Raw genomic sequence first — 21,768 nt, forward strand, 5'->3', positions numbered from 1 at the left:
GGCCGCTTAGGTCAGCGGCTCGAGGTGCAAGTGACGGTGCTCGCTGTCGCCCTCGGCGGCATCGGTGCCGTGGCGATGGGCTTGCTCGCGGGCGCTGACCGGGAGCAGGGCGAGGTTGCCGTGATGCACGCCCGGTTGGGCCATGACGGTGTCGGCGAAGGCTCGCACCCGGTTGCTCGGGCCGCGCAGGATCACCGTCTCGAGGCAGTGAGCGTGGCTCAGGTGCACGTGCATGGTCGAGACCGTGAGGTCGTGGTGGTCATGCTGCGCGCTGGTCAGGCGCGCGGCGAGTTCGCGCTCGTGGTGATTGTAGACGTAGCTCAGGGTCGCGATGCAATCGCCCTCGGGCTGCGTGCTGAGCTGTTCGTGCTGCAGGCGCTCGCGGATCAGATCGCGGATGGCCTCGGAGCGGTTGCCATAGCCGCGCTTGGCCATGTAGCCCTCGAAGGCGTCGGTGAGCGGGTCGTCGAGTGTGATGGTGATGCGGTGCATGGTTCGGTTGCTTGTCTGATGGTTGCCTGGCGGCCTGGTCGGGTGACGCGGATGCAGGGGTGATGCTGGTATGATCATCTCATCATTTTTGCTTACTCTTCGCTTCACATGGCTCATATCCCTGATGGCGTGCTCTCGGCGCCCGTGCTCATCAGTGGCGCCTTGGTCTCCACCGGGCTGCTTGGCGTGGCTTTGCGCCGCCTGCGCGAGGCGGAGCTGCCACAGGCGGCGGTGCTGGCGGCGGCCTTTTTCGTCGCCTCGCTGATCAGCGTGCCGCTCGGCCCGAGCAGTGTCCACCTGTTGCTGAACGGGTTGATGGGGTTGCTGCTGGGCTGGGCGGCGGTGCCGGCGATCTTCGTCGCGCTGCTGCTCCAGGCGGTGTTCTTCGGCTTTGGCGGCCTGCTGGTGCTGGGCGTCAATACCCTCAATCTCGCGCTGCCGGCGCTGCTCGTCGCGCGCTTGTTGAGGCCCATGTTGCAACGCATGGCGGAGCTCTCCAGTCCACAGCAACGCCGAGCCTTGATGATCGGTGGCACCGCCGGGGTGCTCGCCGTGCTGCTCACGGGGCTCATGCTCGCGGCGAGCCTGGTGCTCAGTGGCGAGGCATTCTGGCCGGCGGCGCGCGTCATCGTCCTCAGCTTCATCCCGCTGGCGCTGATCGAAGGACTGGTGACCGGCATCGTGGTCGCTTTTTTGCTGCGGGTCGAGCCGGCATTGCTGCGACTGGACGGAGGTCGACATGGCGCGTGAAGCAGGTGGCCGTGAGCGCGTGAGCGGCTGGACAAGCAGGCTGGGCGCTCGACTCCTGTGTGGCCTGGTGCTGCTGATGCTGGCCAGCCCGAGTGTTGCCCATCGCCTGCAGGTGTTTGCCGCCGCTGACGGGGCGGCGATCGAGGGTCGCGCCTATTTCGTCGGTGGACATCCGGCCCGCGATATCGCGATTCAGGTGCTCGATGGCGAGGGTGAGCCGATCACCGAGCTGAGGTCCGATGCCGAGGGGCGTTTTCGGGTGGATGTGAGCGCGGCTCGGGATTATCGGATCGTGGCCCATTCCGGGGACGGCCACCGCGCTGAATGGCCGATCTCAGCGGCGGAGTTGGCCGGAGCCTTCGATGAGCGAGCTGCATCTGGAGCAGATGGCACAGGCTCGGATTCAAGGGCTGAGTCGGCGCAGGCGGTTGGTCCATCGGCCCAGGAGCTGGTTTGCATCGAAGGCGCCGAGCTGGACCGGGCCCTGAGCGCGGCGATCGAGCGCTCGGTCGAGCAGGCGGTCGCGCGCCAGCTGCGTCCCCTGCGCGAGGCCTTGGCCGAGGCTCAAGCGCAGGTCGCGTTGCGTGATCTGCTCGGCGGGCTCGGCTATATCGCCGGTCTCGCCGGGCTCGGGCTGTGGTGGACGCGGCGGCGCAAGACCTCAGGCGCGGGCGATACGGATGCTCGCTGAGCACGGCGATCGACTCGCGGGCTTCGATCCGCGGGCGCGCCTGATCCTGGCCGCGCTGCTCGCGCTGACGGTGGTCTCGCTGCAGACGTCGAGCGCGGGCTCGATCGCCCTGCTCGCTGCCGGCGCCATCGCCAGGCTTGGCGGTGTCTCGCCGCAGCGCCTGCGTTATCTGTTACCGCTCGAGCTGTTGATGCTGGTCCTGCTGTTGACGTTGCCGTTCTCGGTGCCAGGCACCCCGTTGCTGACCTTCGGGCCGCTGGTGGCGAGCCGCGAGGGTGGCCTGCTCGCGCTGCTGATCCTGTTCAAGGCCAATGCCGTGGTCTTGATCCTGTTCGGCTTGGTCGGGAGCCTCGGTGCCGGAGCGGCGGTGCATGCACTGGCGCGCCTTGGGCTGCCGAGCAAGCTTTGCCAGATGTTGCTGCTGACGTTGCGGCAGATCGATCTGGTCGGCGACGAGTATGCGCGCATGCGCCTGGCGATGCGCGCGCGCGCCTTCGTGCCGCGTAGCGATCGACATAGCTGGCGCGCGCTCGGTTGGCTGATCGGCATGCTGCTGGTGCGCAGCCTGGCGCGCGCGCGGCGGGTGGCCGATGCGATGCGGTGTCGCGGCTTCGACGGCCAACTGCGTTTGCCGCAGCGCCTCCGTTGGCGGCGGCGCGATACGCTGCTGTTGCTGGGCGCGTTGCCACTGCTCGCAGGCTTGCTTCTGCTCGACCGTTGGGGTTGGGGCGGGTGGACGGGCTGGGCGGAAAGCCGCTTGGCCGGAGGTGTCTGAGAATGAGTCGACGCACCGCGCGCACTGTGCCTGATGCTGCGCGCACTGCGCATGATGACGTGCTCGTCGACCTCGCGGGCATCGGCTTCGGCTATGGTTCCAAACCGCTGCTGAGCGGGCTCGATCTGCGCCTCGATCGCGGTGAGCGGGTCGCCTTGATCGGCCCGAACGGCGCCGGCAAGAGCACGCTGCTGCATCTGATCGTCGGCCTGTTGCGACCGAGCGCGGGCCGCATCCGCGTGTTGGGCAGGGAGTGCCGCGACGAGGCCGATTTCCGCATCGCCCGGGGCGAGGTCGGCTTGGTCTTCCAACAGAGCGATGACCAGCTCTTCTGCCCGACCGTACTCGACGATGTCGCCTTCGGGCCGCTGAACCTGGGGCGCTCGCCGTCCGAGGCCACCGCCATCGCCGAGCGCACACTGGCGGCCCTGGGGCTGGCGGGCTATGGTGAACGTGTCACCCATCGCCTCTCCGGCGGCGAGAAGCGGCTGGTGGCCCTGGCCACGGTGTTGGCCATGGAGCCGGAAGTGCTCTTGCTCGATGAGCCGACCAGTGGACTGGATCACACCAGCGAGACGCGGCTGCTCGATCATCTTTGTGCTTTACCGCAGGCGATGCTGATCGTGTCGCACGAGCAGCGCGTGCTCGAGTGCCTCGGCACCCGTGCGGTGTTGCTGCAAGCGGGTCGTCTGCTCGATGCCGAGCTGCATCGGCATTCGCATCGACACGCCCATTTGCATCTGCATGCGCCGGGTTTGGACGACGCTCACACCCATCCACATCCTGATGACGCAGAGCAGGGATCATGACTGATCAACCCAACGCCATCGACCCCTTGCAGGCCAAGCTCGAGAGCGAGACGGCCAAGATTCCCTGGCGCGAACTGCAGCGCTTCTTCGCCCAGGGCCGCGCCATTCAGGTCGCCGCCGGGGTGGACCTGATCGAGGTGGCCCTGGCCATCAGTCGTGATGAGCGCCCGCAGGTCGAGGGTTGGCTGGCCACTGGCGCGGTCGAGCGGGTGAGCGATGCGCAGGCGACAGACTGGATCGCGGCCGATGCGCTGGTCTGGGCGGTGGTGGTGCGTCCTTGGGTACTGGTGCAGTCGCTGGATTAGGCGCTGTCAGCGCGGTGGCCCTGTCTCGAGCCCCATGGCGTGCAGATAGGCGCTGGCGCTGGCGGCTTGGGTGTAGTCGGCGACCGCCTGTTGCAGGCGGTTGGCGGAGAGGGGGGCGGCCAGGGTCTGCAGGATCGCGGCCGCCAGCGCCTCGCTGTCGCCGACCGGGACCAACGCACCGAAGCGGCCATCGGCGAGCAGTTCGCGCGGACCGCTAGGGCAATCGGTGGCGACCGCCGGGATGCCGAGCGCGAGCGCCTCGGTGAGGACATTGGGCGAGCCCTCCCAGGCCGAGGAGAGCACGAACAGATCGGCCCGCGCGAGCCAGCAGTAGGGATTGCTCTGAAAGCCCGGCAGCTCGAGATCGCCATCGGCACCGAGCCGCAAGTCGAGCGACTGGGCCAGGGACTCGAGCGCGCTGCGACCGCGTCCTTCGCCGAGGATGATCAACCGGCAGTCACGTTGGCGTCTGACCAGGCGGAACGCACGCAGCAGCGTCGGAAAGTCTTTCTGACGCTGCAGACGGCCCGCGCCGATGAGGGTCGGGATGGATGCGCGCTCGTCGAGCCAGGGATGCGGGCAGGGGGCGGCGGCCAGATCGGCGAGCGCGGGGGTGATCACCGGATTGCGGATCACGCGGATCTGGCTGCGCGAGCGCCGGGTGATCCGCGCGCTATCCTCGGCCACCCCCCCGGAGACGGCGATGATGCGCTCGATGCCCGGGTAGAGGAGGCGAATCGGCAGGAGTCGCAGCCAGCGCTGGAGGCGGGAGCGCCCGCTCAGCGCGGCCGAGAGATGGGTGCCGAGCCGCAGCACCAAGCGCGTCTCGGTGCGTGCGAGCGCGCGCGCCATGACCGCCGCGCGCCCCGCGCGATCCTTCACTGCCAGCAGCACCGGCGGGCGTTCCCGGCGCAGCCAGCGCGCGAGGGCGACGGTGGCCAGCAGAGTGTGACCCGGCGCCAGTGGCACGCGGCGCACCTCGGCCGGGAGCTGGTCGAGCACGGCGCTGCGGGCGCGCACCAGCAGCAGGTCGACCGCATAGCCCTGGTCGCAGAAGCCCTGGATCAGATGCACCAGCATCCGCTCCACGCCGCCTTGCCCGGAGAAGGAGGCAACGATGGCGAGGCGCTTGCGTGGCTCTGGCGTCATTCGAGAAAGGCCGCTGGACTCGGAACAGCCAGCGCGATCAGGGAGAGATCAGGACGCGAGGTTGCTGCCCGCCGATGTGGCGATCTCGCGCAAGCAGTCGGGGCAGAGGCAGTCTTCGTATTGGCTCTGCAGGGTTTTTAGGACTGGCAGCGAGACCTTGACCGCGACACAATCGCAGTGGCGTAGGTCATCGACCTTGCACTCGAAGTCGGCGCCGCAGCGCGGGCATTGCTTGGTGCCTTCTGTGAGGGGTTGATTCCAGGTCATGGGATGTGATCCTCGCGGTTAGGGTCTGATAGGGCTTAATGTTTTGAGCGTCTCCGACCCTAGATGGTGCGGGCCGCGGTCGATTCCAGCGCTACCTGGTCGCGCCTGCACGCGCTTGCTCTAAGGCGGCTGGCGTCGATGCGCTCAGGCGCTGGCGTCGAGGATCACCGGGGCGCTGAGTGGCTGCTCGTCGAACCAGGCCCGGTGATCGCTGCCGAGCACCAGCCGGCCCTCGGCGAACCAGCGCACCGCCAGCGGATAGATGCGATGCTCCTCGGCGAGCACGCGCGCCGCGAGCCGGGCCGGATCGTCATCCGCCAAGACCGGCACCCGCGCCTGCAGGATCGCCGGCCCGCCATCGAGTTCGGCGGTGACGAAATGGACCGTGGCGCCATGCCAGGGATCGCCGGCCTCGAGCACGCGCGCGTGGGTGTGCAGGCCGCGATAATTCGGCAGCAAGGAGGGATGGATATTGAGCATCCGCCCCTGCCACTGTTCGACGAAGCCAGGGGTCAGGATGCGCATGAAACCAGCGAGGGCGATCAGATCCGGGGCCTGGGCCGCCAGCAGCTCGGCGAGCGCCGTGTCATAGGCCGCGCGCGTCTCGAAGCCGCGATGGCTCAGCGTTTGCGTCGGGATGCCGGCGCGGCCTGCGCGCTCCAGGCCGGCGGCGTCGGCGCGGTTGCTGATGACCAGACCGATTTCGAACGGCGCGTCGGCGCGCTGGCTGTCATCGATCAGCGCTTGCAGGTTGCTGCCGCTGCCGGAGATCAGCACCGCGAGGCGTGCGCGGGCGCTCATCGCCACTGCCCTCGGTAGCTCACAGCCGCGCGTGCGGTGGCATCGGTAGCGGCACCCTCGCCACTGGCGGCGATGGTGCCCACCACCCAGGCGCGTTCGCCGAATTCGGCGAGCTGCGCGCAGACCGCTTCGGCTTGATTCTCGGGCACGCAGGCGATCATGCCGACGCCGCAGTTGAAGGTTCGCAGCAGTTCATCGTCGCGAATCTGGCCTTGCGTGCGCAGCCAGTCGAAGATCAGCGGTAGCCGCCAACTGTCCAGATCGATCAGCGCTTGGGTGCCTGCGGGCAAGACCCGCGGTAGGTTCTCGGTGATGCCGCCGCCGGTGATGTGGGCAAGGGCGTGCACCTCATGCGCGCGGATCAGCGCGAGCGCCGAATTGACGTAGATGCGGGTCGGTGCCAGCAGCAGATCGCCGAGGTGCGCGCCGTCGAGCGTCGTCGAGAGCGGTGTTGCCGAGCGCTCGAGCACCGCGCGGATCAGCGAATAGCCGTTCGCATGCGGGCCGGAGGAGGCCAGGGCGATCAGCGCATCGCCGGGGCGGACCTGCTCGGGGCTGATGAGGGCGGATTTCTCGACGATGCCGACGCAGAAACCGGCCAAGTCGTAATCGCCCTCGGCGTAGAGCCCCGGCATCTCGGCCGTCTCGCCGCCGATCAGCGCGCAGCCGGCCTGCTGGCAGCCCTCGGCGATGCCGTTGACGACATCGGTGGCGACCTCGACATCGAGCGCGCTGGTGGCGTAGTAGTCGAGGAAGTACAGTGGCTCGGCGCCGCAGACGACGATGTCGTTAGCGCACATGGCGACCAGATCGATGCCGATGCCGTGGTGCTGACCACGCTCGATGGCGAGCTTGAGCTTGGTGCCGACGCCATCGGTGCCGGAGACCAGCACCGGCTCGCGATAGCCGCTCGGCAGCTCGAACAGCCCGCCGAAGCCGCCGAGCCCGGCGAGCACGCCGGGGCGATGCGTGGCGCGGACGGCGGGCGCGATGCGCCGCACCAAGGCGTCGCCAGCGTCGATATCGACCCCAGCGTCCTTGTAGCTGAGCGGTTGTTTGTCCATGTGTGTTGCGCCTGAATCGCTGAGCAGAGGTTGCATTGAGGGAAATTCTAGCGCGAAAGCCCCGCCTACCCGATGATCGGCGTCTATCGCTGCTCGACCTGATCGAGGTTGAAATCCGGCCTGGCATGCGCATTGAACGTCTGAACAACCGCTTTTAGGGATCGACCCGCCAATGTCTACCGTCAAGAGTACCTGCTACGAGTGTGATGCGAACTGCGCGATCGATGTCACCCTGGACGCCCAGGGCGAGCCGGTGGCGATCGACGGCCCCGACTGCCCGCGCTGTTATGTGCAGTTGGATCGGCGCCAGCATCCGGATCGCCTGCTGTATCCGCTCAAACGCGTCGGCCCGCGCGGTAGCGGTGAGTTCGAGCGTATTTCCTGGGACGAGGCGCTCACCACCATCACCGAGCAGCTGAGTCGGACCCGTGAGCAGCATGGTGCTCCGGCAGTCGCCTTCTTCGCCGGCTACACCAAGGAGGCGCGCCCGCAGTTGCAGCGCCTGGCGCATGCGTTCGGCTCGCCGAACTACATGACCGAGAGCGGCTGCTGCTTCTCGGCGACCAAGGTCGCCGAGGAGGTGACCTTCGGCACCAAGATCAAGACCACCTCGACCATCGCCTCGCACAACACCAAATGCCTGCTGGTCTGGTCGACCAATCCGCGCGGTTCGATCCCGCCGTTCCATCTGCATCCGCAGGCGCAGGCCAAGCCGGGCCGGCCGATGATCGTGGTCGATCCACGGCGCACGCCGCTCGCCGATCAGGCCGATGTGTTCCTGCAGATCCGCCCGGGGACCGATGGCGCGCTGGCGCTCGGCTTTCATCATCTGATCTTCGCCCATGGCTGGCAGGATCAGGCCTTCCTGGATGAATGGGCGATCGGCGTCGAGGCGTTTCGCGACTACGCGGCCGAATTCACCCCCGAGCGCGTCGCCGAGATCTGCGGCATCGAGGTCGATGATCTGCGCCGCGCCGTCGAGCTGTTCGCGACCCTGCACCCGGCGCAGATCATGCTCTCGCCGACGGCGACGGTGCAGCACAGCAACGGCTTTCAGAATCATCGCGCGGTGATCCTGGTCTCGGCGGTGACCGGCAACCTCGACCGCGAAGGCGGGAACCGCTTCTTCAACGACAAGGTCTCGCCGAAGCCGATCGAGTTGTTCGAGCATTGCCTCAACGACCTGCCGCCGCGCGTGGGCGATGAGGTGTTCCCGGTCTGGACCCGGCATTGGCCAGCGGCGCAAAGCATGCTGCTGCCCGATTGCATCCTCGAGGGCCAGCCGCAGCGCATCCACAGCCTGCTGGCGATGGGCATCAATACCGCCATGTGGGCCAATTCCAAGCGCATGGAGCAGGCACTCGGCTCGCTCGATTTCTTCGCCGCCTCGGACTTCTTCCACAATCCGGCCACGCGCATGGCCGATATCGTGCTGCCGGCGGCGACCAACCTCGAGCGCGAGGCGCTGATCGCCTATCCCGGCTGTGCCTATCAGGGCGAGTTGCGCTATCGCCAGCGGGTGGTCGCGCCCAAGGGCGAGGCGCGCCCGGATGCCGAGGTCTTTCTCGAACTCGGCGTGCGGCTCGGCATGGCCGAGCAGTTCTGGAACGGTGATCTCGCCGCCTCCTGGGCCGAGGCGGCCGAGGGTATCCCTGAAGACATTCGCGACGAGGTCTATTCCAACCCGGATGGCGTGACCGTCTATGCCGCGACCATCGACGAGCTGGTCGAGCAGGGGTTTCTCGATGCCGATCGCCAGTATCGGCTGCATGGTTTCAAGACCGTCAGCGGCAAGGTCGAGTTCGATTCCCAAGAGCTGCGCGAGGCCGGTCACGAGGGTTTGCCGATCTGGCGTGAACCGGCCGAGAGTCCGCGCTCGACCCCGGAGATCGCGCGCGACTTCCCGCTGGTGTTGACCAGTGGCGCGCGCCACAAGCACGCGACCCATTCCCAGCATCAATATCTGGAACGCATGCGCAAGGCGATGCCGGATGCCCTGGTGGAGCTGCACCCGGATGATGCGGCCAAGCGTGGGATCGAGAATGGGGATCTCGTCGAGGTCTGTACGCGCCGTGGCCGGGTGTGCTTTACCGCGCGGGTCACGGATCGCATCAAGCCTGGGGTTGCCCACTGCGCCCACGGTTGGAATCATGCCAACGTCAACGAGCTGACCGACGACGGTGCACTCGATCCGATCAGCGGATTCCCGCCGTTCAAGTCGCTTTTGTGCGAGGTGGTTCCCATGCAGGGTGTCGAGCACAAGGCGGCTTGATGGGGCTCTACGAGGTCATCATCATTCATCCGTGTGGTCGAGGAATTTTTCATGCCCTTTATCGGTGTCTTACCCGAACGCAAACACCTCTTTGCGCCCGAGCCGCACTGCGATCTGCCTGTCAGCGATGCCGCTGCCTGGCGTCTGAATCCCGCGCATCGCCACATCTACGACAAGTTGCGGCTCGCGCTCGATGCCGGGCTGACCGCCGCGCCCTGCGGGGTGGCGCCGATGGATCTGGGGGTCGCGCCCGAGGACGAGGTGTTCGTCAAACCGATCACCAACCTCGCAGGGATGGGGCTGAGCGCCCGCTCGGTGCGCGCCGATGCGGTGCCGCTGGAGCCGGGCAGCTACTGGTCGGAGCGCCTGACCGGGATGCACACCAGCAGTGATTGCCTGGTGCAAGACGGCAAGCCTCGTTGGTTCGCCCATACCCGAGGTTCGGACGAGAAGGATGCCTCGCGGCCGATCTACTGGGAGATCGGTGCCGACCTGCCGGAGGCCGAGGCTTGGATCAGCGACTGGGTGCATCGGAATCTGGCCGGCTATACCGGCCTCTGCAATATCGAGCTGATCGGTGGCCGGCCGATCGAGGCCCATCTGCGCGGCTCCAACGGCTTCTTCGATCTCTATGGGCCGGACTTCATGCCAGCCTGGGTGTCGCTGGTCGATGGCGATGATGTCAGTCCGCCGCCGCCGATTCCAGGTGGTTACGTGATCTCCGTGTTCGGTGACGCTGACCTCAGCGACAAGCATCTGCAAGCGGCCGAATCGCTTGGGGTCAAGGTGCAGCCCGATCCAAGCACGCCGGGGCGGGCTGCGATCCTGCGCTGTCGCGAGCGCGAGGCCGGATTCGAGGTCTATCGCCGGTTGACGGGGCGCGCGCTCGTGTAGACGCTGCCAGCGAGTGTCTGCGCTCAGTCGGATTCGGCCAGCCAGTCGCGCGGCACCAGGTAATGCTCGTACAAGCGGGCTTCGGGCGAGCCAGGCTCGGGCTGCCAGTCGTAGCGCCAACTGACCTGTGGCGGTAACGACATGAGGATGGATTCGGTGCGGCCCCCGGATTGCAAGCCAAACAGAGTGCCGCGATCGTAGACCAGATTGAACTCCACGTAGCGCCCGCGCCGGTAGCATTGGAAGTCGCGCTCGCGCTGACCATAGGGCGTGTCCCGGCGGCGTGCGAGCAGCGGCAGATAGCCGGGCAGGTAATGTTCGGCCACGCTGCGCATGAAGGCGAAGCTGCGCGCAAAGCCCCAGGCATTGAGATCATCGAAGAAGACCCCGCCGACCCCGCGCGGTTCATCGCGGTGCTTGAGGTGAAAATAGCGGTCGCAGGCGTGCTTGAGGCGAGCGTGCAAGGCCTCGGCATCCTCGTCCTCGGTGCCGAAGCCCGCGCAGGCAGTGCGCGCGTTGCGATGCCAATGGCGCACGTCTTCGTCGAAGCCGTAATAGGGGGTGAGGTCGAAGCCGCCGCCAAACCACCACACCGGCGCACAGCCGGCTTTCTCGGCGATGAAAAAGCGCACGTTCATGTGCGAGGTTGGCACATAGGGATTGTGCGGGTGCATGACCAGCGACACGCCCATGGCCTGGAACCCGCGCCCGGCTAGCTCGGGCCGGCTGGCACTGGCGGTTGCCGGTAGGGCGTCACCATGCACATGCGAGAAGTTGACCCCGCCTTTCTCGAACAGCGCGCCGTCCTCGAGCACCCGGCTGCGGCCTCCGCCACCGTTGGCGCGTTGCCAGGCGTCCTCGCGGAACTCGCCGCCGCCGTCGGCCTCGGCGAGCGCGGCGCAGAGGCGGTCTTGCAGGTCGAGCAGATACTGCTCGACGGCAACGGGGTTTGGGACGTCTGCGGTGGTCATCGGCACGTCATGGGGCTGAATCTGGTCATGCGAGGTCAGGTCGCTCGGGCTTGCTGGATCATCTCGTAGGCGCGGCGGATCTCGTAGGTCTTCTGGGCGGCCATCTTCATCATCTCCTCGGGCAGGCCCTTGGAGACCAGTTTGTCTGGATGATGCTGGCTGAGCAAGCGGCGATAGGCGCGCTTGATGCTGGCATCGGAATCCTTTGGGCTGACACCCAGTAGCGCATAGGCCTGTCTGAGACTGGGCGCGCGTGCCGGTCTCTGGCGCCCGCCGCCCGCCCGGGATCCGCTGCCAGCCCCGGCGCCCCGGGGGCCGGCATTGTCGCTGAACTGGCGCTGCAGTCGCACCAGGGTCTCGAGCTGCTTGAACAGGATCTCGGGGATCTGCAGTCCGCTGCGTATCCGCCCCAACACCCGGCGCTGTTGCAGCGTCGGCTCGCCGTCGACGTAGGCTGCCTGCAGTTGGATCTCGAGGAACATCTGGATCAGCGCGCGCTGGCTCAGGCATTCTTGGCGGAAGGTCTCGACCACGGCGGGAAGATCGAAATCGGCGGACTTGCCCTGCCGGAACAGGGTGACGGCAGCGCTGCGCATCTCTGGCGAGAGGCGCAGCTGCGTCATGATGGTCTCGGCGAGGGCGATATCGGCCTCGGAGACGCGCCCATCGGCCTTGGCCAGATGCCCCATGACCGAAAAGGTCGCGGTGAAGAATGCGCTTTGGATGCGCTGCCGATTGCCGGGCGGCAACTGCGCGTTCCGCCGCAGTTTGCGCACGCCATGATCGACCCCGTGGCCGAGCGTGGCCCCGAGCGCGGCGCCCAACGGCCCGCCGGCGGCGAGGCCCAGGAATCCGCCGACGACCTTACCGACCCATCCCATCGAGACGGCTCCTGCTATTTGCCCTTGATGTACTCAACATCCGAAAACGAGTACACCCAATGCGGTCGAAAAGCAACCAGAATGACCATGATCCAGCCGTTGAGCATGGCTTCCGGCAGGAACATCAGCGGAAAGAACGGCAGCACGCTCTGGCGCAGCTCGGCCATGCTGTAGGCGCCGGCGCCGACCAGCAGCCAGGCCGCCATGTAGCCCATGGCGACGCCGACCAAACCGGCGGTAAGGAAGCCGTTGACCAGCACGTAGACGAAGAATTGTTTCGGCAGGTAGCGTCGGATCAGGATCAGCAGCACCAGCGTCAGGCTGATCGGCAGCACGCCGGAAACCAGCGCATTGAGCGCAAAACCGTCCCAGGCGCTGGCGCTGTTGAGGGTGACCCCGAGCAGCGCGAGCGAGGCGGCGAGCACCGCGAAGCACCAGCCGAACATGAGGGTGACGGCGGTGAGGCCGAGCAGATGATAAGAGAGCCCAGGTTGCACCGGGGTATCCATCTGCCAGAGCATGATCAGGGCGACGGTCGCACCGAAGAAGACATGGGTGAGCCGCGCCCGCAGCAGTTCGCGCCAGGGCGCGTACCAAAGCGCCAGCAGCAGGCACAGGCCGTAGAGCAGGATGGTGCTCCAGAGCGCGAACGGCGTGAAGAGGGCAGGGTCGAGCGTCATCGATGGTTGGCGCCGATGGTGAGGACGTGTTGCTCTGTTCTAGGTTGAGTTAAGCGGCTTCGACCTCAACCGAATAGAGGCGAATCATCACACAGAGGAGTCTCCATGAATCAACGCCCCTTGGGAACCACCGGCCTGCGGGTCAGCGAACTGTGCCTCGGCACCATGACCTTCGGCGAGCAGAATACCGAGGCGGAGGCCTTCGCGCAGCTCGATCGAGCGGTCGCTGCCGGGATCAACTTCATCGATACCGCCGAAATCTATCCGGTCCCGCCGCGCGCCGAGACCCAAGGCGCGACCGAGCGGTTCATCGGCAACTGGCTGGCCGAGCGTGGCGGGCGCGAGCGGTTGATCCTCGCCAGCAAGGTCGCCGGGCCGGGTGATTGGATCGATTATCTGCGCATGCCGGGGCGGCGGCTGGATCGGGCCAACATCGAGGCGGCGCTCGATGCCAGCCTGCGGCGGTTGCGCACCGATTACATCGATTTGTATCAACTGCATTGGCCGGACCGCGAGACCAACTACTTCGGCAAACTCGGCTACCGTCATCCCGAGCGGGATGACAGTGTGCCGTTGCTGGAGACCCTGCAGGTGCTCGGCGATCTGGTGCGGGCGGGCAAGATCCGCCATGTCGGGCTGTCCAATGAGACGCCCTGGGGCACGATGCGGATGCTGGCGCTGGCCGAGACCCATGGCCTGCCGCGCATGGTGAGCATCCAGAATCCCTATAGCCTGTTGAATCGCAGCTTCGAGGTCGGTCTGGCCGAGGTGGCGATGCGCGAGCAGTGTGGTCTGCTGGCCTATTCACCGTTGGCGTTTGGCATGCTGAGCGGGAAATATCTCGATGGTGCGCGACCGGCGGGGGCGCGGTTGACCTTGTTCTCGCGTTTTGATCGCTATTCGAACGCGCAGGCCGAGTGGGCGACGGCGGAGTATTGCGCGATTGCGCGGCGTCATGGGTTGGACCCGGCGCAGATGGCGTTGGCGTTCGTGACCAGCCGTGCGTTCGTGACCTCGAACATCATCGGTGCGACGACCTTGGCGCAGTTGGAGAGCAACCTGGGCAGCGCCCAGCTGCGGCTGAGTCAGGAGGTGTTGAACGAGATCGAGGCGGTGCATCAGCGCCAGCCGAATCCGAGTCCTTGAGGTTGGATCGGTTTTCGAGTGCGGTGCCGGGCGCCGGGGTCGGGTAGCGCCGCGCCGGGGACGCCGTGAATACGTCCTTGTAGGCTTGAGCGCCGCTTCCTGCGGCGCACACCCCGGCGCGACGCTACCCGACCCCGACGCCGTCGATGCCGAGCTGGCCGCAGCTGTGGCCGGCGAGGGCGTTGGCGGTCTGCAGGACTTGATTGATCGGTTGGTGGTCGAGTAGGGCGGCGATGGCGGCGGCGTTGAAGACGTCGCCGGCGGCGATGGTGTCGATGATCTCGGCCGGCGGCTGGGCGGGGGCGAAGAGCAGCTCGCGCTCGCTGGTGAGTGCGTAGGCGCCTTCGGCGCCCCAGGGCAGGAGCAGCAGGCTCGCGTTCGACCGATCGGCAAAGCGTTGCAGGAAGGCTTTGGGGTCGTGCGCGCCTTGCTGCTCGGCGAAGGCGCGGGCGACGATGAGGAGGCTGATCGCCGTTTCCGGGAGCTGATACAGCGCCTCGATGCCGGGGCGGGGCTTTTCGAGTTCGACCGAAATCGGTAGGTCGGGGCGTTCGGTGGCGACGCGGCGGATCATGCGCGCGGTCTCGCTGGGGTTGCGGCCCTCGAAATGCACCCAGTCGACGGTGCTGAGATCGGCGCGCGCGAAGTCGGCGGCGGTCAGCTCCGGCAGGTCGCGATGATGGACGATGGTGCGGCTGCCGGTGGCGCGGCTGCCGGTGGCGCGGCTGAGCGTGATGTAGGAGGTCGGCGTGGCGCTGCCGGGGATGGTCTTGGCGGCGCTCAGGTCGATGCCCCGGGCGCTGAGATCCTGTCGGATGAACGCGGCGCCGTTGTCATCGGCGAGGGTGCCGACCCAGCGGCAGGGGTGGCCGAGTTCGCTGAGCACGGCGAGCGTATTGGCGCAATTGCCGCCGCGCAGGCGGCGTTGGCTGAGGGCGCGGACCTTGTCGTCCTCAGCCGGGTAACGCTCGACCTGGTGGATGATGTCCAGGGTGGCGATGCCGACGCCGAGGATGCGGGCGGCGTGGTCGGGCTTGGGAGGTCGTTGTCGGCGCTGCTGGGGATGGATGTCGGGTTGATGCGGGTCGACAGTGGAGGTGGGTGGAGCCATGAGTCTGTGCGCGGATCGGGATCAGCCGGCGGGATCAACTGGCGGGATCAACTGGGCAGGCGAATCGTCAGCTTGCCACCGCGTTGGATGAGTTCGAAGCGTTTCAGGAAGTCCATGCCGAGCAGCACCTGGTCGCCGGGAAAGTTGGGCAGCACCGTGGCGCGCAGGTTGCGTGCCGTCAGGCCGCCGAGGCTGACACTGTCGATGCGGGTGGTCCAGGTCTGGACCATGCCGTTTGCGGTCTTGCTCATGCCGCCCGGGCGCAGTGGCAGGCCGAGCTGGCGCGCGAGTCCTTGTGGTAAGGAGACGGTGGTGGCGCCGGTGTCGAGCAGGAAGACGACCGATTCGCCATTGATGGTGCCGGTCGCGACATAGTGGCCCTCCTGGTTTTGTTGCAGCACCACCTGGGCGATGCCATCGGGTCCGACCTCGAACGCGATATTTTGGTTCGGGTTCTCGCGATGGTCGAGATAGTTCTGGAAGAGCATCGCGATCAGTGCGGTGCCAGCGACCCAGGCGCCGAAGAGCATGGCTCTGCCGAGGCGCGAGGGTCCATCGTTGGGTCTTGGGAGTTTGGCGTTCATTCTGCGTACTATAAGGCTTCCGCAGCCGATTGGGCGCTGGGGTGTGAATCCGCGCGAAAAGAGGTGCATCTGGCGGGCTGATCGTGTAGCGCCCGTGTGGCGCCGAAGTGTCCAGGCCAAGGAACACCTGGCCTGTCAACCTGTCTTGTCACTCGTGGGCCTTTGTGCCAGCATTACCCTGTGAGCGCCTGTACAGTGGATCCCACTGGGGTGGACATGCCGCTGGCGTTGAACGGCCGCCGTGTGAACCCCGTGGACTTGGAGAGTGAAGTGTTTAAGCATGAAACCGTCTCGTTCGATGACGAGCCATTGATCCTGGTCGATCGCGAGGACCGGGTCATCGGCCACGAGACCAAGGTCAATGCCCACCAGGGCGATGGGCTCTTGCATCGCGCCTTCTCGATCTTCCTGTTCTCCGGCGATGATCAGGTGCTGCTGCAGCAGCGCAGCGGTGACAAACCCCTGTGGCCGCTGTTTTGGTCCAACAGCTGTTGCAGCCATCCGCGGCGCGGCGAGGAGCTGCAAGAGGCCACGCACCGTCGCCTGCGCGAGGAGCTGGCGATCGACGCCGAGCTGCATTTCCTCTACAAGTTCGAGTATCAGGCCGGGTTTGGCGCGCTGGGCGCCGAGCATGAACTCTGCTCGGTCTATGTCGGTAAGGTCGAGACGCCGGTGGCGGTCGATGTGAACCCGAGCGAGATCGCCGATTGGCGCTGGATTCCCTGTGCCGAGGCCGATCGTCTGATCGTCGAGGAGCCGGATCGGATCACGCCCTGGTTCGTCATGGAATGGCGGCGTCTGCGCACGGACTATCGTGAGTTGATCGCCAGCCTCTCAGCCACCCCGTTGAGGAAGGTCGCGTGATCCAATCCCCCACGATTCCCCGTCTGTTGACGCTGCCGGTCGGACTGGTCCCGAATCAGCTGCGCACCGGCGCGCTGGTGCAAATCTTGAACCGGGTTTTTGAGTCCGAACTGCGCGATGGCGAGCTGGATTTCCTGGACGGCCATGTGATGCGCATCGGCGTCGACGATGCCCGGCTCGAATTCCGCCTGACCTTGGCCGGAAACCGCATCAAGGCCGCGCCGCCCGGTGCCGCGACCGATCTCAGCATCGACGGCAAGGTCTATGATTTCCTGCTGCTCGCGACCCGTCGCGAGGATCCCGACACCCTGTTCTTCAATCGTCGCCTGCGCCTTGGCGGCAGTACCGAACTTGGACTCTATGTGAAGAACTTCCTCGATAGCGTCGAGCTGGAAGAGCGCCTCGGTCCGCTGCTGAAGGTGATGAACGGCGCCACCGATCTGCTTGGGCGTTTCGGTCGCGGGTAGCGGGTAGCGGACGCGGGTCAGTTGTCGCATTCAGTGGGCGGCAAATAATGCTCGTCGAGCAACAGGGCATCGGCGTAGGGACATTCGCGGGGGAAGGTGTCGATCGGCAGGCCGGTCTCCGCTGCCGCGAGTTCGCGCGCATCGACGTAGGCCGCGTGAACGGCCGCGGGCCACATGCGTTGCATGCCGGGATATTTGCGCAATAGGATCCTCAGCTCGGCGCGCTGATGAACGATGGTGTTGCGCCAACTGCGCCCATCGAATTCACGCCAACGCTCGGCGAGTTGCGCATATTGAAATTGCCATTTGAGTAGATGGGCAAGCAATACGCGCAAACGGCTTTCGAGACCGCGTTGCTCGCTCTTGCCCATGTCGCTCAGTTCCTCCAGTAGGTGCTCGACATCCAGATCCTCAAAGCGACCGGCTCTGAGCAGGTCGGCGTTCGCGCCCGCCCAAGCGCTGTAATCTTGCTCGTAGAGTGCTTTCAGGTCATTCATCATCAGCTGTTTTATGTTCCTCGGGCGAGCATCAGCGCGCGCTCAGCGAGCAGCCCGGGCTACCTTGGCCGCCTCGGCCATCCCGGCCTCACCATGCCAGTAGCCATCGCAGGGGCCGACGGGCATGAGCGCATTGAGCTGGGCTGCCGCCTCGGCGGGGTCGAGGGCATCGCGCAGGGCCTGATCGAACAGCGCGATCACCTGCTCCATCTGCTGTGATTGCGGACTGATGCGCAGGATGTCGACACCGAGCGCACGCATTGCCGGCAGCTCGGCGAGCAGATTGACCGTGTGCGCGGATTGGGTCTGGATGCCATTGAGCACCAGGAACGGCTGATCGTCCTGGGTGTTGACCACCAGGCCGTCTGGATAGTCGATGCAAGCGTCGCGGCAGTCGTCCTTGGGCAGATCCTTGTGGCGGGCGGTGAAACAGCGCGCCGAGTAGGCCAGCGGGAGTCGGCCATAGGCCATGACCTCGGTTTCGACGCCAGCGGGCTTGGCGCGCTGCATCTGCTCAAGGGCCTCGCGGGTCAGCTCGACCGGCAGCGCCCAGCGCTTGAGCCCCTGTTTGGCGAGTACGCCGAGGGTGCGATCGTTGTAGCAATTGACGCTGGGGCCGATCGCGAACGGGCGCCCGGCGAGCAGATGCACCGCACCCATGTCATTGGCCTCGACCATGAACCGCGTCTGCTCGCAAATCGCGCGCAGGCGCTTGAGTTCGGACTCCGCTTCGAGCAAGGTCAGGGTCGAGAGCACCACGTCCTTGCCATGCTCGGCGAGGCGCTCGGCGATCGCCAGCCAGTCCTCGTGGCGGACCTGATTGCGCTTCGAACAGATGGTTTCGCCGAGATAGACGATATCGACCGGCGCTTCGGCCACCATCGCGTAGAAGGCGTCGACCTGCGCCTTCGGCCAATAATAAGTGATCGGCCCGAGCGAGAGGCGCGGGCGATGGTTGCTCTGTGCAGCGGCGGTTGGGGTCTGTGGCTCGCTCATCGTTTTGTTCCCCTATTGCCAGGGCCGGTGATAGGGGCCGAGGGTGGTCTGGGCGCCCTCGGAGACCTTGCCAAGGGCGGCGGTCCACTCAGGCTTGGGCGCGAAGCCGCTCGGGTTGCGCGCGAAGCTATCGAGCGCCTCGCGCCAGATCTTGGTCACCTGCGCGACATAGACCGGGCTGCGCTGGCGGCCCTCGATCTTCACCGCCTTGACGCCGGCGGCGACCATCTCCGGCAGCAGTTCCATCGCATTCAGGCTCACCGCATCCTCGATCGCATGGTCGATCCGGCCATCGGTGTTGAAGGTGCCCTTGCAGAGGGTCGGATAGCCGACGTTCTCGCCCTTGGGATGGCGCTGGATCAGCACCCCGCCGAGGCGCGTGTCGAGCCCGCTGTCGGTCTCGATCCACTCGACATGGCTGGCCGGCGAGCAGGCGCCATAGGTGTTCGGCGAGCGGCCAGTGGCGTAGGAGGAGAGGATACAGCGACCCTCGACCATCACGCACAGACTGCCGAAGGCGAAGACCTCGATCTCGACCGGGCTCTGGTCGATGACGTGCTTGACCTGGCTGATCGAGAGCACGCGCGGCAACACCGCGCGGCGAATGCCGAAGTGCTCCTGATAGAAGCGCAGCGCCTCGTAGTTGGTCGCCGAGCCCTGCACCGAGAGATGGAGATTGAGCGTCGGATGGGTGCGGCTGGCGTAATCGAGCACACCGATGTCGGCGGCGATCAGCGCATCGACACCCAACTCGGCGGCGCGATCGACCGCCTGCTCGAAGCGTTGGAAGCCATCCGGGCGCGGATAGGTGTTGAGCGCGATGAACACTCGCACGCCCTTGCCGCGCGCATAGCGGATGCCCTCGGTCATCTTGTTCGGAGCGAAGTTGAGACCGGCGAAATGGCGCGCGTTGGTGTCGTCGCGAAAGCCGATATAGACCGCGTTCGCGCCGTTGTCGACGGCCGCCTTCAATGCCGGCAGATTGCCGGCCGGACAAACCAATTCCATCGTCTGGGTTACTCGTTGTTGGCGTGAAACAAGTGCCTCGTCTTCCGGGCCGCGATGCGTGATGAGCTTTAACGGCGCGGCCTCAGGCGACTCGCTCGATGGCGGATGAACATGAGTAGAGCGATTGCTCCAAGGCCAGGCAACCCTGGCGCGTGCCACGACGCCGCAGCGCGTTCTCGATGCCGTTGAGCACGATCCACTTCTTCGAGCACCACTCGGGAGCAAGCAGGATCTCGCGCTGCGCGGTGCCGGTGACGCGGTGGTAGAGCACCTCTTCGGGGGTGCGCTCGATCAGATCGGCCGCGATCTCGATGTAATCCTCCAGTGTCAGCGGCTGATAGCCACCGCGGCGCCATTGATGCGCCAGCACGGTCTGTCGGACCACATGCAGCGGATGCAGTTTCAGCCCGTCGGTGCCGAGCGCGATGACGCGCGCGAGCGTTTCCAGCGCGGCATCGCGGCCTTCGCCGGGCAGGCCGATGATCAGATGCGTGCAGACCGGGATGCCGCGCAGCCGCGCCGCACGCACCGTGCGTCGGTAGTCGGCGAAGCTGTGGCCGCGATTCACCCGCGCCAGGGTGCTGTCGAAGGCCGATTGCAGCCCAAGCTCGAGCCAGATCTCGTGGCCTGCGGCGCGATAGCCGGCGAGCAGGTCGAGCACCGCATCCGGCACGCAGTCGGGACGGGTGCCGACCGAGAGGCCAATGACATCGGGCTCGTCGAGTGCTTGCTCGTAGAGGGCACCGAGGCGCGCGATGTCGTCGTAGGTGTTGGTGTAGGCCTGGAAATAGGCAAAATAGCGCTCGGCACCGGTGCGCCGTCGCACCACTTGACGTCCGCACGCGATCTGCTCGGCAACACTGCGCTCGGGGGCGAAACGGCTTGCGCCCGCGCTCTTGTCGGCGCTCGGGCTGTCGGCGTTGGGGCTGAAGGAGACGTTGTTGCAGAAGCTGCAGCCGCCACGCCCTTTCGTGCCGTCGCGGTTCGGGCAGGTGAAGCCGGCGTGAATGGCCAGCTTGTGTACCCGGCGACCATAGCGGCGGACCAGATCGACGCCGAAGGTGTTGACTCGATCTGCTAAGGTCATGCCCGCTGCTGGCTCGTCATCATCGATTCGATCACGGAAAGCGTGGAACTGTCGCAAAAGTGGCCCTGGTTGACATTGAGCAATGTCAACCAGAGTGAGCGCCGGGGTCAGCGCACGATGCGTGCCGTGCCGTAGCGATCGGTCAACACGCGCACGCGATCACCGGGCACGAGCGAGACGTCGGCGGCTTGGGTGATGGCCACCGTGCGGCCATTGTCGAGTCTGACGATGACCTCCAAGCCGCGCTGGCGCGTGGTGCCTTCCTCGACCGCCGAGCCGGCGGCGGCCCCGGCGAGACCGACACCGATGGTGGCGAGCGTGCGCCCCGCGCCAGCGCCGATTTGGTTGCCCAGCACACCGCCGATGGCCCCACCGGCGAGGGTGCCGATACCGCTCTTGGTGCCTTCGATGCGGACCTCGCGCACGGATTGCACGATGCCGAATTCGACATTCTGCGTACTGCGCGCCTGATCGCGCGTGTAGGCGGAGGAAGACATGCTCGCCGGGCAGCCGCTGAGCAGCGTGACCATCGCCAACGCTGCCATCAAGAGGGCTAAGGGGGAATGCGCTCTGTTCATCGTGTGTCTCCTCGCGTCAACCGTTTGGGTTGAGTATGCCGTTTGACGGTGATTAGATGTTGCTTTATTGAGGTCTGCTGGGTTCGACTTGCTGGGGGCTGAATCTGAAAGCGGTTGGCTCAACGACCGTAAAGTTTGACCGGATGAACCAGCGTTTCCGAGACCACTTCAACTCGGTCGCCACGAATGGCATTGTAGAAGCAGCTTTTGCGACCGGTGTGACAAGCTGGTCCGCTCTGGTCGACCAACAACAATAGGGTGTCGCCATCACAATCGAGTCGCGCCTCCTTGAGCTGCTGCACCTGGCCCGAGGACTCGCCTTTGCGCCAGAGCGTTCCGCGCGAGCGCGACCAATAGCAGACGCGGCCGGTGCGCAGGGTTTCCTCGAGCGCCTCGCGGTTCATCCAGGCCATCATCAAGACCTCGCCGCTGTCGTGCTGCTGAGCGATGGCCGGAATCAGCCCCTCGGCGCTGAGCTTCAAGCTGTCCAGCACCTGCGTCCAGGGCAGGCTGGCGCCGAGCGGCGCGCGCTCGTTGTGGCTGATGATAGGGTCAGTGCTCATGCCCGTGTTGCTCACTCGGTTTAGACTTGGCTGAGAGCCTATCAGTTTCAGAGGTGACGAGCTCAT

26 protein-coding genes are annotated in these 21,768 nt (G+C 66.1%); 10 read left to right on the plus strand and 16 right to left on the minus strand.

Annotated features, from left to right (window positions below):
* Positions 1-6 precede the first annotated feature (6 nt).
* Positions 7-492, minus strand: coding sequence for a nickel-responsive transcriptional regulator NikR (gene nikR / locus CCR82_RS16595; RefSeq protein WP_201246927.1), 486 nt, complete (start codon positions 490-492; stop codon positions 7-9).
* Between the two features lie 108 nt (positions 493-600).
* On the opposite strand from nikR, the gene cbiM reads away from it, so the two are divergent.
* The 5 genes from cbiM to CCR82_RS16620 are packed head-to-tail and all read left to right on the plus strand — an operon-like array spanning position 601 to position 3,822.
* Complete coding sequence (gene cbiM / locus CCR82_RS16600; RefSeq protein WP_201246928.1) at positions 601-1,242, plus strand: cobalt transporter CbiM; 642 nt, start codon at positions 601-603, stop codon at positions 1,240-1,242.
* A complete protein-coding gene (locus CCR82_RS16605) occupies positions 1,232-1,933 on the plus strand; it encodes a NikL family nickel/cobalt ECF transporter subunit (protein WP_242513557.1) in 702 nt (233 codons plus the stop codon). Before cbiM ends, CCR82_RS16605 begins: the two co-directional genes overlap by 11 nt.
* The gene (gene cbiQ / locus CCR82_RS16610) at positions 1,923-2,708 is read left to right on the plus strand and encodes a cobalt ECF transporter T component CbiQ (RefSeq protein WP_201246929.1); all 786 of its coding nucleotides are present in this window, start codon (positions 1,923-1,925) and stop codon (positions 2,706-2,708) included. Before CCR82_RS16605 ends, cbiQ begins: the two co-directional genes overlap by 11 nt.
* Before the next feature lie 2 nt (positions 2,709-2,710).
* Positions 2,711-3,517, plus strand: coding sequence for an energy-coupling factor ABC transporter ATP-binding protein (locus CCR82_RS16615; protein ID WP_201246930.1), 807 nt, complete (start codon positions 2,711-2,713; stop codon positions 3,515-3,517).
* Positions 3,514-3,822, plus strand: coding sequence for a DUF2288 domain-containing protein (locus CCR82_RS16620; RefSeq protein WP_201246931.1), 309 nt, complete (start codon positions 3,514-3,516; stop codon positions 3,820-3,822). The genes CCR82_RS16615 and CCR82_RS16620 overlap by 4 nt, the downstream gene beginning before the upstream one ends.
* A 6-nt stretch (positions 3,823-3,828) precedes the next feature.
* Here CCR82_RS16620 and CCR82_RS16625 read toward each other — a convergent pair whose 3' ends face one another.
* The 4 genes from CCR82_RS16625 to purM form a co-directional block, all read right to left on the minus strand.
* Positions 3,829-4,971, minus strand: coding sequence for a glycosyltransferase (locus CCR82_RS16625; protein ID WP_242513558.1), 1,143 nt, complete (start codon positions 4,969-4,971; stop codon positions 3,829-3,831).
* A gap of 48 nt (positions 4,972-5,019) precedes the next feature.
* Positions 5,020-5,238: a cysteine-rich CWC family protein gene (locus CCR82_RS16630; protein ID WP_201246932.1), complete on the minus strand. Its 219-nt coding sequence runs from the start codon at positions 5,236-5,238 to the stop codon at positions 5,020-5,022.
* 144 nt (positions 5,239-5,382) lie between these two features.
* Positions 5,383-6,039, minus strand: a complete 657-nt coding sequence (gene purN, locus CCR82_RS16635) for a phosphoribosylglycinamide formyltransferase (RefSeq protein WP_201246933.1) — start codon at positions 6,037-6,039, stop codon at positions 5,383-5,385.
* Complete coding sequence (purM, locus tag CCR82_RS16640; RefSeq protein WP_201246934.1) at positions 6,036-7,103, minus strand: phosphoribosylformylglycinamidine cyclo-ligase; 1,068 nt, start codon at positions 7,101-7,103, stop codon at positions 6,036-6,038. The genes purN and purM overlap by 4 nt, the downstream gene beginning before the upstream one ends.
* Positions 7,104-7,275: 172 nt before the next feature.
* On the opposite strand from purM, the gene CCR82_RS16645 reads away from it, so the two are divergent.
* Both CCR82_RS16645 and CCR82_RS16650 read left to right on the plus strand, forming a co-directional pair.
* Complete coding sequence (locus CCR82_RS16645) at positions 7,276-9,375, plus strand: molybdopterin-containing oxidoreductase family protein (RefSeq protein WP_201246935.1); 2,100 nt, start codon at positions 7,276-7,278, stop codon at positions 9,373-9,375.
* A 51-nt stretch (positions 9,376-9,426) separates the two neighbouring features.
* Entirely contained in the window at positions 9,427-10,269 is an 843-nt protein-coding gene (locus CCR82_RS16650) for a hypothetical protein (protein WP_201246936.1), read from the plus strand.
* Positions 10,270-10,292: 23 nt separating this feature from the next.
* Here CCR82_RS16650 and hemF read toward each other — a convergent pair whose 3' ends face one another.
* Genes hemF through CCR82_RS16665 form a run of 3 tightly spaced genes read right to left on the minus strand, consistent with a single transcriptional unit; the run spans position 10,293 to position 12,801 of the window.
* Positions 10,293-11,240 (minus strand): oxygen-dependent coproporphyrinogen oxidase, encoded by a 948-nt coding sequence (gene hemF / locus CCR82_RS16655; RefSeq protein WP_201246937.1) that lies wholly within the window; start codon positions 11,238-11,240, stop codon positions 10,293-10,295.
* 35 nt (positions 11,241-11,275) lie between these two features.
* A complete protein-coding gene (gene djlA / locus CCR82_RS16660) occupies positions 11,276-12,121 on the minus strand; it encodes a co-chaperone DjlA (protein ID WP_201246938.1) in 846 nt (281 codons plus the stop codon).
* Between the two features lie 14 nt (positions 12,122-12,135).
* Complete coding sequence (locus CCR82_RS16665; protein WP_201246939.1) at positions 12,136-12,801, minus strand: energy-coupling factor ABC transporter permease; 666 nt, start codon at positions 12,799-12,801, stop codon at positions 12,136-12,138.
* Positions 12,802-12,906: 105 nt separating this feature from the next.
* On the opposite strand from CCR82_RS16665, the gene CCR82_RS16670 reads away from it, so the two are divergent.
* Complete coding sequence (locus tag CCR82_RS16670; protein ID WP_201246940.1) at positions 12,907-13,947, plus strand: NADP(H)-dependent aldo-keto reductase; 1,041 nt, start codon at positions 12,907-12,909, stop codon at positions 13,945-13,947.
* Between the two features lie 124 nt (positions 13,948-14,071).
* Here CCR82_RS16670 and CCR82_RS16675 read toward each other — a convergent pair whose 3' ends face one another.
* Positions 14,072-15,058 (minus strand): PfkB family carbohydrate kinase, encoded by a 987-nt coding sequence (locus CCR82_RS16675; protein ID WP_201246941.1) that lies wholly within the window; start codon positions 15,056-15,058, stop codon positions 14,072-14,074.
* 47 nt (positions 15,059-15,105) lie between these two features.
* Positions 15,106-15,588, minus strand: coding sequence for a retropepsin-like aspartic protease family protein (locus CCR82_RS16680; protein ID WP_242513559.1), 483 nt, complete (start codon positions 15,586-15,588; stop codon positions 15,106-15,108).
* Between the two features lie 324 nt (positions 15,589-15,912).
* Here CCR82_RS16680 and idi point away from each other — a divergent pair, with 324 nt between their 5' ends.
* Complete coding sequence (gene idi, locus CCR82_RS16685) at positions 15,913-16,506, plus strand: isopentenyl-diphosphate Delta-isomerase (RefSeq protein WP_201246943.1); 594 nt, start codon at positions 15,913-15,915, stop codon at positions 16,504-16,506.
* On the plus strand, positions 16,503-16,973 hold the full coding sequence (gene ubiT, locus CCR82_RS16690) for a ubiquinone anaerobic biosynthesis accessory factor UbiT (protein ID WP_201246944.1): 471 nt from the start codon (positions 16,503-16,505) through the stop codon (positions 16,971-16,973). The genes idi and ubiT overlap by 4 nt, the downstream gene beginning before the upstream one ends.
* 17 nt (positions 16,974-16,990) lie before the next feature.
* Here ubiT and CCR82_RS16695 read toward each other — a convergent pair whose 3' ends face one another.
* The 6 genes from CCR82_RS16695 to hisI form a co-directional block, all read right to left on the minus strand.
* Positions 16,991-17,473, minus strand: a complete 483-nt coding sequence (locus CCR82_RS16695) for a DUF29 domain-containing protein (protein WP_338073199.1) — start codon at positions 17,471-17,473, stop codon at positions 16,991-16,993.
* Positions 17,474-17,512: 39 nt separating this feature from the next.
* Positions 17,513-18,466, minus strand: coding sequence for a ubiquinone anaerobic biosynthesis protein UbiV (gene ubiV, locus CCR82_RS16700; RefSeq protein WP_201246945.1), 954 nt, complete (start codon positions 18,464-18,466; stop codon positions 17,513-17,515).
* A 12-nt stretch (positions 18,467-18,478) separates the two neighbouring features.
* Positions 18,479-19,474 carry a ubiquinone anaerobic biosynthesis protein UbiU gene (ubiU, locus tag CCR82_RS16705; protein ID WP_201246946.1) on the minus strand — a complete coding sequence of 332 codons (996 nt, stop codon included), beginning with the start codon at positions 19,472-19,474 and terminating at the stop codon, positions 18,479-18,481.
* Between the two features lie 82 nt (positions 19,475-19,556).
* A complete protein-coding gene (gene mnmL, locus CCR82_RS16710) occupies positions 19,557-20,561 on the minus strand; it encodes a tRNA modification radical SAM protein MnmL/YtqA (RefSeq protein ID WP_201246947.1) in 1,005 nt (334 codons plus the stop codon).
* 107 nt (positions 20,562-20,668) lie between these two features.
* A complete protein-coding gene (locus CCR82_RS16715) occupies positions 20,669-21,139 on the minus strand; it encodes an outer membrane lipoprotein (protein WP_201246948.1) in 471 nt (156 codons plus the stop codon).
* 119 nt (positions 21,140-21,258) lie between these two features.
* Positions 21,259-21,687 (minus strand): phosphoribosyl-AMP cyclohydrolase, encoded by a 429-nt coding sequence (gene hisI / locus CCR82_RS16720; protein ID WP_420827344.1) that lies wholly within the window; start codon positions 21,685-21,687, stop codon positions 21,259-21,261.
* Positions 21,688-21,768: the final 81 nt, after the last annotated feature.

This window comes from Halochromatium salexigens (genome assembly GCF_016653295.1).
Taxonomy (GTDB): domain Bacteria; phylum Pseudomonadota; class Gammaproteobacteria; order Chromatiales; family Chromatiaceae; genus Lamprobacter; species Lamprobacter salexigens.

Coding starts and splice junctions, on each gene's coding strand:
- nikR (WP_201246927.1), bottom strand. CDS start 492: ATGCACCGCATCACCATCACACTCGACGACCCGCTCACCGACGCCTTC.
- cbiM (WP_201246928.1), top strand. CDS start 601: ATGGCTCATATCCCTGATGGCGTGCTCTCGGCGCCCGTGCTCATCAGT.
- CCR82_RS16605 (WP_242513557.1), top strand. CDS start 1,232: ATGGCGCGTGAAGCAGGTGGCCGTGAGCGCGTGAGCGGCTGGACAAGC.
- cbiQ (WP_201246929.1), top strand. CDS start 1,923: ATGCTCGCTGAGCACGGCGATCGACTCGCGGGCTTCGATCCGCGGGCG.
- CCR82_RS16615 (WP_201246930.1), top strand. CDS start 2,711: ATGAGTCGACGCACCGCGCGCACTGTGCCTGATGCTGCGCGCACTGCG.
- CCR82_RS16620 (WP_201246931.1), top strand. CDS start 3,514: ATGACTGATCAACCCAACGCCATCGACCCCTTGCAGGCCAAGCTCGAG.
- CCR82_RS16625 (WP_242513558.1), bottom strand. CDS start 4,971: ATGACGCCAGAGCCACGCAAGCGCCTCGCCATCGTTGCCTCCTTCTCC.
- CCR82_RS16630 (WP_201246932.1), bottom strand. CDS start 5,238: ATGACCTGGAATCAACCCCTCACAGAAGGCACCAAGCAATGCCCGCGC.
- purN (WP_201246933.1), bottom strand. CDS start 6,039: ATGAGCGCCCGCGCACGCCTCGCGGTGCTGATCTCCGGCAGCGGCAGC.
- purM (WP_201246934.1), bottom strand. CDS start 7,103: ATGGACAAACAACCGCTCAGCTACAAGGACGCTGGGGTCGATATCGAC.
- CCR82_RS16645 (WP_201246935.1), top strand. CDS start 7,276: ATGTCTACCGTCAAGAGTACCTGCTACGAGTGTGATGCGAACTGCGCG.
- CCR82_RS16650 (WP_201246936.1), top strand. CDS start 9,427: ATGCCCTTTATCGGTGTCTTACCCGAACGCAAACACCTCTTTGCGCCC.
- hemF (WP_201246937.1), bottom strand. CDS start 11,240: ATGACCACCGCAGACGTCCCAAACCCCGTTGCCGTCGAGCAGTATCTG.
- djlA (WP_201246938.1), bottom strand. CDS start 12,121: ATGGGATGGGTCGGTAAGGTCGTCGGCGGATTCCTGGGCCTCGCCGCC.
- CCR82_RS16665 (WP_201246939.1), bottom strand. CDS start 12,801: ATGACGCTCGACCCTGCCCTCTTCACGCCGTTCGCGCTCTGGAGCACC.
- CCR82_RS16670 (WP_201246940.1), top strand. CDS start 12,907: ATGAATCAACGCCCCTTGGGAACCACCGGCCTGCGGGTCAGCGAACTG.
- CCR82_RS16675 (WP_201246941.1), bottom strand. CDS start 15,058: ATGGCTCCACCCACCTCCACTGTCGACCCGCATCAACCCGACATCCAT.
- CCR82_RS16680 (WP_242513559.1), bottom strand. CDS start 15,588: ATGCTCTTCGGCGCCTGGGTCGCTGGCACCGCACTGATCGCGATGCTC.
- CCR82_RS16695 (WP_338073199.1), bottom strand. CDS start 17,473: ATGATGAATGACCTGAAAGCACTCTACGAGCAAGATTACAGCGCTTGG.
- ubiV (WP_201246945.1), bottom strand. CDS start 18,466: ATGAGCGAGCCACAGACCCCAACCGCCGCTGCACAGAGCAACCATCGC.
- ubiU (WP_201246946.1), bottom strand. CDS start 19,474: ATGGAATTGGTTTGTCCGGCCGGCAATCTGCCGGCATTGAAGGCGGCC.
- mnmL (WP_201246947.1), bottom strand. CDS start 20,561: ATGACCTTAGCAGATCGAGTCAACACCTTCGGCGTCGATCTGGTCCGC.
- CCR82_RS16715 (WP_201246948.1), bottom strand. CDS start 21,139: ATGAACAGAGCGCATTCCCCCTTAGCCCTCTTGATGGCAGCGTTGGCG.